Annotated in this window: 7 protein-coding genes; 5 read left to right on the top strand and 2 right to left on the bottom strand. The window is 70.7% G+C overall.

Annotated features, from left to right (window positions below; genetic code table 11):
• Positions 1-242: 242 nt before the first annotated feature.
• Positions 243-1,907, bottom strand: coding sequence for a urocanate hydratase (gene hutU, locus VGD32_RS02230; protein WP_331030274.1), 1,665 nt, complete (start codon positions 1,905-1,907; stop codon positions 243-245).
• 176 nt (positions 1,908-2,083) lie between these two features.
• Here hutU and VGD32_RS02225 point away from each other — a divergent pair, with 176 nt between their 5' ends.
• Together VGD32_RS02225 and hutI are read left to right on the top strand one after the other, a co-directional pair.
• A complete protein-coding gene (locus tag VGD32_RS02225) occupies positions 2,084-2,971 on the top strand; it encodes an agmatinase family protein (RefSeq protein WP_331030273.1) in 888 nt (295 codons plus the stop codon).
• Positions 2,968-4,170, top strand: coding sequence for an imidazolonepropionase (gene hutI / locus VGD32_RS02220; protein WP_331030272.1), 1,203 nt, complete (start codon positions 2,968-2,970; stop codon positions 4,168-4,170). The genes VGD32_RS02225 and hutI overlap by 4 nt, the downstream gene beginning before the upstream one ends.
• A gap of 142 nt (positions 4,171-4,312) precedes the next feature.
• Here hutI and VGD32_RS02215 read toward each other — a convergent pair whose 3' ends face one another.
• Entirely contained in the window at positions 4,313-4,915 is a 603-nt protein-coding gene (locus VGD32_RS02215) for a nitroreductase (RefSeq protein WP_331030271.1), read from the bottom strand.
• Positions 4,916-4,960: 45 nt separating this feature from the next.
• Here VGD32_RS02215 and VGD32_RS02210 point away from each other — a divergent pair, with 45 nt between their 5' ends.
• From VGD32_RS02210 to VGD32_RS02200, 3 genes are all read left to right on the top strand, one after another.
• Positions 4,961-5,611 (top strand): NUDIX hydrolase, encoded by a 651-nt coding sequence (locus VGD32_RS02210; protein ID WP_331030270.1) that lies wholly within the window; start codon positions 4,961-4,963, stop codon positions 5,609-5,611.
• A 20-nt stretch (positions 5,612-5,631) separates the two neighbouring features.
• Positions 5,632-6,453, top strand: a complete 822-nt coding sequence (cysE, locus tag VGD32_RS02205; protein WP_331030269.1) for a serine O-acetyltransferase — start codon at positions 5,632-5,634, stop codon at positions 6,451-6,453.
• A gap of 75 nt (positions 6,454-6,528) precedes the next feature.
• On the top strand, positions 6,529-6,741 hold the full coding sequence (locus VGD32_RS02200) for a DUF3126 family protein (RefSeq protein WP_298743451.1): 213 nt from the start codon (positions 6,529-6,531) through the stop codon (positions 6,739-6,741).
• The last annotated feature ends 237 nt before the right edge of the window (positions 6,742-6,978 follow it).

Here is a 6,978-nt window from a genome sequence, read left to right as displayed (position 1 = left end):
GCTCGCAGTTGCGCAAGGGCGAGGGGAGATTGGCCGATCGTGAGTTTCATGGATGGTCCATTAGTACGGAACCCTCTCCCGGCGGGAGAGGGCTTGAGCGCACGGATGCGCCAGCATCCGTTCTTGCGCGAAAGGGTGAGGGGCCACGGCGTGAAAAGCCGACAACCGGCCGCCCTCACCCGACCGCGCCAGTACGACGGCATCGCCGCCGTGCGCGATCTCCCTCTCCCCCCGAGAGAGGGTCATTTGAGCGACGGCAGGTTCAACCCATGCTCTCGCGCCGCCTCCCTGGCGATCTCATAACCCGCATCGGCATGGCGCATCACCCCGGTGGCCGGGTCGTTCCACAGCACCCGCTCCAGCCGTTTCGCCGCTTCCGGCGTGCCGTCGGCGACGATGACCACGCCCGAATGTTGCGAATAGCCCATTCCGACCCCGCCGCCGTGGTGCAGGGAGACCCAGCTGGCCCCCGAGGCCGTGTTCAGCAGCGCATTCAGCAGCGGCCAGTCCGACACGGCGTCCGAGCCGTCCATCATCGCCTCGGTCTCGCGGTTCGGGCTGGCGACCGAGCCTGAGTCCAGATGATCGCGGCCGATGACGATCGGGCCCGACAGCTCGCCCGAGGCGACCATGTCGTTGAACATCAGCCCCGCGCGGTGCCGGTCGCCCAGTCCGATCCAGCAGATGCGGGCCGGCAGGCCCTGAAACGCGATCCGTTCCCCGGCCATGTCGAGCCAGCGGTGCAGGCCCGCGTTGTCCGGGAACAGCCGCTTCATGGCCGCGTCCGTCTTTCGGATATCCTCGGGGTCGCCGGTCAGCGCCGCCCAGCGGAACGGTCCGATGCCGCGGCAGAACAGCGGGCGGATGTAGGCGGGCACGAAACCGGGGAAGTCGAAGGCGTTCTCTACGCCCTCGTCGAAGGCGACCTGGCGGATGTTGTTGCCATAGTCGGTGACCGGCACGCCCTGGGCATGGAAGTCGAGCATGGCCTTGACGTGCACGGCCATGGATTTGCGCGCCGCGGCCTCGACGGCGGCGGGATCGGTCTGCCGCTTCGCCTCCCACTCCGCGACCGTCCATCCGGCGGGCAGATAGCCGTTGACCGGGTCGTGGGCGCTGGTCTGGTCGGTGACCAGATCGGGCCGCACGCCGCGCCTGATCAGTTCAGGCAGTACATCCGCCGCATTGCCCAACAGCCCGACGGATATGGCTTTTCCGTCAGTTTTTGCCTGCTCGATCAGGGCCAGCGCCTCGTCCAGCGTCTCGGCCATCACGTCAAGATACCGCGTCCTCAGCCGCATCTCGATCCGGCTGCGCTGGCATTCGACGGCGAGGCAGGAGGCCCCCGCCATGGTCGCCGCCAGCGGCTGAGCCCCGCCCATGCCGCCCAGCCCGGCCGTCAGGATCCACTTGCCCGACCAGTCGCCGCCATAGTGCTGGCGTCCGGCCTCCATGAAGGTCTCATAGGTGCCCTGAACGATGCCCTGTGTGCCGATGTAGATCCACGAGCCGGCCGTCATCTGGCCGTACATCATCAGGCCCTTGCGATCGAGTTCGTGGAAATGCTCCCAGGTCGCCCATTTGGGCACCAGATTGGAGTTGGCGATCAGCACCCGCGGCGCATCGGCATGGGTTCGGAACACGCCCACCGGCTTGCCTGACTGCACCAGCAGCGTCTGGTCCGCCTCGAGATTGCGCAGTTCCTCCACGATCCGGTCGAACGAGGCCCAGTCCCGCGCCGCCTTGCCGATGCCGCCGTAGACCACCAGGTCCTCCGGCCGCTCCGCCACCTCGGGATCGAGGTTGTTCATCAGCATCCGCAGCGCCGCCTCCGCGGCCCAGGTCTTCGCCGTCATCTCCGGTCCGCGGGGACTGCGGATGATGCGGGTGTTCTGTTGAGTCGTCATGAGGGGTTCTTAGCCCCTTCTCCCCTCGGGGGAGAAGGTGGCTCGCGAAGCGAGACGGATGAGGGGGATGCTTGCTCGATGCCCAACGCCCGAAGGCTTGCCCGCCGGACCAGCCCCCTCATCCGGCCCTGCCGGGCCACCTTCTCCCCCGAGTGGAGAAGGGGCTATGGAAGGATATGACCGAATCCGACGCCCTCGGCTGGCGCTCCATCGCGGACCTGCTCGGCGACCACCCCGACGCCCCCGTCGCCCTGATCGGCGCCGGCCTCAACGAGCGCTCGCTGACGCCCGGCCGCTGCGACCTCGGTCCGAAGGCCTTCCGCGCCGTCCTGCCGCGCTTCTCCACCTATGACGTCGAGACCGCCCGCGAGCTGACGACGCACGTCCACGACGCCGGCGACGTGCCCCTGAAAGCAGCTTCGCCCGCCGACGCCTTCGAGCCCGTCAAGGCGGCCGTGACCGCCCAGAGCGCGCGCCCCCTGACCGTCCTGATCGGCGGCAACAACGCCATCACCCGCCCCGGCCTCCACGCCCTCGGCCTCCACCGCGTCGGCCTGCTCACCCTCGACGCCCATTTCGACCTGCGCGACACCGATCAGGGTCTGACCAACGGCAATCCGGTCCAGGCGCTGCTCGAAGACGGCCTTCCCGGCGAGCGCATCAGCCAGATCGGCCTCGCCCCCTTCGCCAACACCCGCCGCGCCCACGACAAGGCGAAGGCGGCGGGCATTTCCGTCCGCACGGCGCGCGACTGCCGCGAGCGGGGCCTGGCGGCCATTGTGACGGAGGAACTGGCGCGCCTTTCCGCCCTCACCGAGGTGATCTACGTCGACTTCGACATCGACGTCATCGATCGCAGCCAGTGGCCGGCGTCACCCGGCGCCCGCCCCGGCGGCGTCCCGGTCCACGACTTCTTCGACGCCGCGCGCGTCATCGGCGCCCACCCGAAGGTGAAGGCCGTCGACCTGACCGAATACGACCCCTCGCTCGAGATCGGCGACCTCGCCTCCCTGACCGCCGGCCGCTGGTTCTGCGAACTGCTGGCGGGGTTCGAGGCGCGATGAAACTCCTCACCGACTGCCGCCTCGCCACCATGGTCGCGGGCGGAGAGCCCTACGGCGCGATCGACGACGCCGCCCTCCTGATCGGCGACGGCCGCATCGTCTGGGCCGGCCCTCGCGCCGACCTGCCTGTGCACAAGTCTGTGGAGACACACCGTCTCGACGGCCGCTGGGTAACCCCCGGCCTGATCGACTGCCACACCCATCTGGTCTTCGGCGGCGACCGTTCGGGCGAGTTCGAACAGCGCCTCGGCGGCGCCACCTATGAGGAGATCGCCCGCGCCGGCGGCGGCATCGTCTCGACCATGACGGCGACCCGCGCCGCCCCGGAGGACCAGCTCTACGCCTCCGCCCTGAGCCGCCTTGCCGGTCTGACGGCGACCGGCGTCACCACCCTCGAGATCAAGTCCGGCTACGGCCTCGACCACGACAGCGAGCTGAAGATGCTGCGCGTCGCCCGCCGCATCGGCCGCGACGCCGGCGTGCGCATCCGCACCAGCTATCTCGGCCTCCACGCCGTTCCGCCCGAGCACCGCGGCGACCGCGGCAGGTATGTGGACAAGGCTGTGGATGAAATCCTGCCCGCCGCCCATGCCGAGGGCCTCGTCGACGCCGTCGACGCCTATTGCGAACCCATCGCCTTCTCCACCGGGGAGGTCGCCCGCCTGTTCGACAGGGCCCGCGCCCTCGGCCTGCCGGTCAAGCTGCACGCCGACCAGCTCTCCGACGGCGGCGGCGCGGCGCTGGCGGCGAAATACGGCGCCCTGTCGGCCGACCACATCGAGCACACGACCGAGGCGGGCGTGCAGGCCATGGCCGCGGCCGGCGTCGTCGCCGTCCTGCTGCCGGGCGCCTACCTGATGCTCCGTGAGACCACGCCGCCGCCGGTCGGCCTGCTGCGGCGCCACGGCGTGGCCATGGCGGTGGCCACCGACTGCAATCCCGGCACCTCGCCGGTCGTCTCGATGACCGCCGCCCTGAACCTCGCCTGCGTCCAGTTCCGGCTCACCCCGGAAGAGGCGCTGGCCGGGGCCACCCGCGTCGCCGCGAAGGCGCTCGGCCTGCAGGACGAGATCGGGACCCTCGAAGCCGGCAAGGCCGCGGATCTCGCCGTCTGGGACGTCGAACGCCCGGCCGAGCTCTGCTACTGGCTCGGCAAGCCGCTGCTGCACCGGCGCTACGTCGGCGGGATCGCGCGGTAATCGTCGGGAAAGGCGAATCCCTCCAGTCTCCGGCGATGCGCCCCGCCCGCGACCGCACCGAGGATCTGATGATCGCCGCCCTTGTGGTGGTGACGCTGCTGTTCGCCGTCGCCACCGGGTTCTCGGTCCAGTCGTTGTTCGCCTAGGGCCGCCAGGCCGCCTTCCGCGTCAGATCCGGCCGCGGCCGCTCCAGCGGCGGCTCCGCCAGCGTGCCGATGTGGACAAAGCCGGCGACCCGCTCTCCCGGTCCCACTTCCAATAATTCAAGAGCTTGCGGATCATAGCTGTACCAGTCTGTGATCCAGCTGCTGGAGTAGCCCAGCGCATTGGCGGCGTGTTCGAGGTTCATGCACACCGCCCCGGCCGACAGCTGCTGCTCCCACACCGGCACCTTGTGACCCTCGACCGGCGTCGACACCACGAGGATGCTCGTCGGCGGCGACGTCAGCTTGGCCAGCACCTTGCCGGCCTTGACCGGATCCGCCTGCCGCCCGGCCAGCGGCGCCAGCGCCTCGGCCAGGGCGGCGCGGCTCTCCGGCCCCAGGACCACGAACCGCCACGGGAACAGCTTGCCGTGATCCGGGGTCCGCGCCCCCAGTTCGAGGATGCGCCCGATCTCCGCCGCCGAGGGGCCCGGCGCGGCCAGCGCCTGCGCCGGGGCCGAGCGGCGCGTCGCCAGCCGGGCCTGCAGCTCGGGCGAGGGCGCGGGGAGGGGGAGGGCCTGGCCCAGATCGTCGTCGGACATGCCGCCTAGCTAGTCGTCCGCGCGGCCCTGCGCCATATGCGGCGGATGACAGACTCACGCGACGCCTTCGACGCCGACCGCCCGACGCCCGTCTGGGACGACCCTGCCGACCGGCCCCCGCCGTGGCGCAAGGGCGGCGAGAGCCTGATCTTCGAGAACCCGTGGCTGCGCCTGACCCGTCACCCGGCCACGGCCCCGACCGGCCTCGAGTGCGACTATGTCGTCATGCGGCCGCGCAACCTGTCGGTCGGCGTCCTGCCCCTCCATGACGACGGGAGCGTGACCCTCGTGGGCCAGCAGCGCTTCGCCCTGATGAACTGGTCGTGGGAGATGCCGGAGGGCGGCGCCCCGTTCGACGAGGACCCGATCGAGGGCGCCCGCCGCGAACTGGCCGAGGAGGCGGGTCTGCGGGCCGCTTGCTGGCGCGAGGCGCTGAAGGTCGAGATGTCCAACTCCATCACCGACGAGCGCGCGCTGGCGTGGATCGCCTGGGACCTGACCCCCGCGCCGGCCGAACCGGATCCGACCGAGGTGATCCGCGTCGCCCGTGTCCCCTTCGGCGACCTGCTGCGTGAGATCGGCCGCGGCGCCATCCGTGACATGTTCACCGTGGCGACCGCCCTGCGCGCCTACCATATGGCCCGCGAGGGCGAGCTGCCGGAGCAACTGGCGAAGGCCATGCTGGCGAGCGTATGATGCCGTCGAAGGAGTCCGGGATGCCCAAGCTCGAAGTCGTCGCCGCCCGTCCGGACGTCTGGGACCAGCTGCGCGCCGCCGCCGGGGCGACCGCCCGGGCCGAGCCGCATCTGGCCTCACAGATGAACGCTGTGATCCTGTCGCACACCAACCTCGCCGCCGCCCTCGGCTTCCAGATCGCCCGCAAGCTGGGCGACGCCGAGCTGGGCCCGATGTCCGTCCGCGAGATATGCCGCGACGCCTTCGAGGCCGAACCGTCGATCGTCGCGGCCGCCGAAGCCGACCTGCGCGCGGTGGCCGAGCGCGACCCGGCCATCAAGACGCTGCTGCAGCCCTTCCTCTACTTCAAGGGCTTCCAGGCCCTGCAGGGCCACCGCGTGGCGCACTGGCTGTGGACCCAGGGGCGCGAGGCCCTGGCCTTCCATTTCCAGAGCCGCATGTCCGAACTGTTCCAGGTCGACATCCACCCGGCCGCGCGCCTCGGCTCCGGCCTGTTCCTCGACCACGGCACCGGCATCGTCATCGGCGAGACGGCGGTGGTCGGCGACGACGTGTCGATGCTGCACGCGGTCACTCTCGGCGGTACGGGGGCCGAACGCGGCGACCGCCACCCCAAGATCGGCAATGGCGTGCTGCTGGGGGCGGGGGCCAAGGTGCTGGGCGCCATCACCGTCGGCGACTACGCCAAGGTCGCATCGGGGTCGGTGGTGCTGAAACCGGTGCCGGCCGGCTGCACCGTCGCCGGCGTGCCGGCCCGTCTGGTCAACTGCCCCACCGAGGCCGCCCCGGCGCGCACCATGGACCACACCCTGGCCGACATCGTCTACGACTTCGTCATCTAGGCGGGGCGCGCAGGCCCTTCCATAGCCGGGCGGGCTTCTCTAGGGTCCGCGCCAATTGCAGTGACCGAGGTCCCCATGAACACCGCCGACATGAAGCGCGTCGAGACGCACCTGAAGCGCACCTTCAACACGGGCGGCATCATCCTGAAGCCGCGCGGCAAGCCCAGCGACTCGGCCGAGGTCTACGTCGGCGACGAGTTCATCGGCGTGGTGTTCGAGGACGAGGACGAGGCCGGCAGCTTCATGTTCGAAATGGCCATCCTGGCGGAAGACCTGCCGGAAGCCTGATCGGCGCGGAGCTGCGCGCACGAAAAAAGCGCCGGAGGATCGCTCCTCCGGCGCTTCGTCGTTTTCAGGCCGGGGTCTCCGGCCCGGATCAGCGCTTGCCGAAGATCGCGTCGAGCACCTTGGTCAGGAAGCCCTTGCTCTCCGCCGGCTTGGCGGCGGGCGCCGCGGCCGGAGCAGCGGCGGGGGCTGCAGCTGCGGGCTTCGGCGCCGGAGCGGCGGCGACGGGCGCGGCGGCGG

Origin of the sequence: Brevundimonas sp., from assembly GCF_036402095.1 — a bacterium.
Classification (GTDB): Bacteria; Pseudomonadota; Alphaproteobacteria; order Caulobacterales; family Caulobacteraceae; genus Brevundimonas.
This window is presented reverse-complemented; position numbering and strand designations above follow the sequence as displayed.

Coding starts and splice junctions, on each gene's coding strand:
- hutU (WP_331030274.1), bottom strand. CDS start 1,907: ATGACGACTCAACAGAACACCCGCATCATCCGCAGTCCCCGCGGACCG.
- VGD32_RS02225 (WP_331030273.1), top strand. CDS start 2,084: ATGACCGAATCCGACGCCCTCGGCTGGCGCTCCATCGCGGACCTGCTC.
- hutI (WP_331030272.1), top strand. CDS start 2,968: ATGAAACTCCTCACCGACTGCCGCCTCGCCACCATGGTCGCGGGCGGA.
- VGD32_RS02215 (WP_331030271.1), bottom strand. CDS start 4,915: ATGTCCGACGACGATCTGGGCCAGGCCCTCCCCCTCCCCGCGCCCTCG.
- VGD32_RS02210 (WP_331030270.1), top strand. CDS start 4,961: ATGACAGACTCACGCGACGCCTTCGACGCCGACCGCCCGACGCCCGTC.
- cysE (WP_331030269.1), top strand. CDS start 5,632: ATGCCCAAGCTCGAAGTCGTCGCCGCCCGTCCGGACGTCTGGGACCAG.
- VGD32_RS02200 (WP_298743451.1), top strand. CDS start 6,529: ATGAACACCGCCGACATGAAGCGCGTCGAGACGCACCTGAAGCGCACC.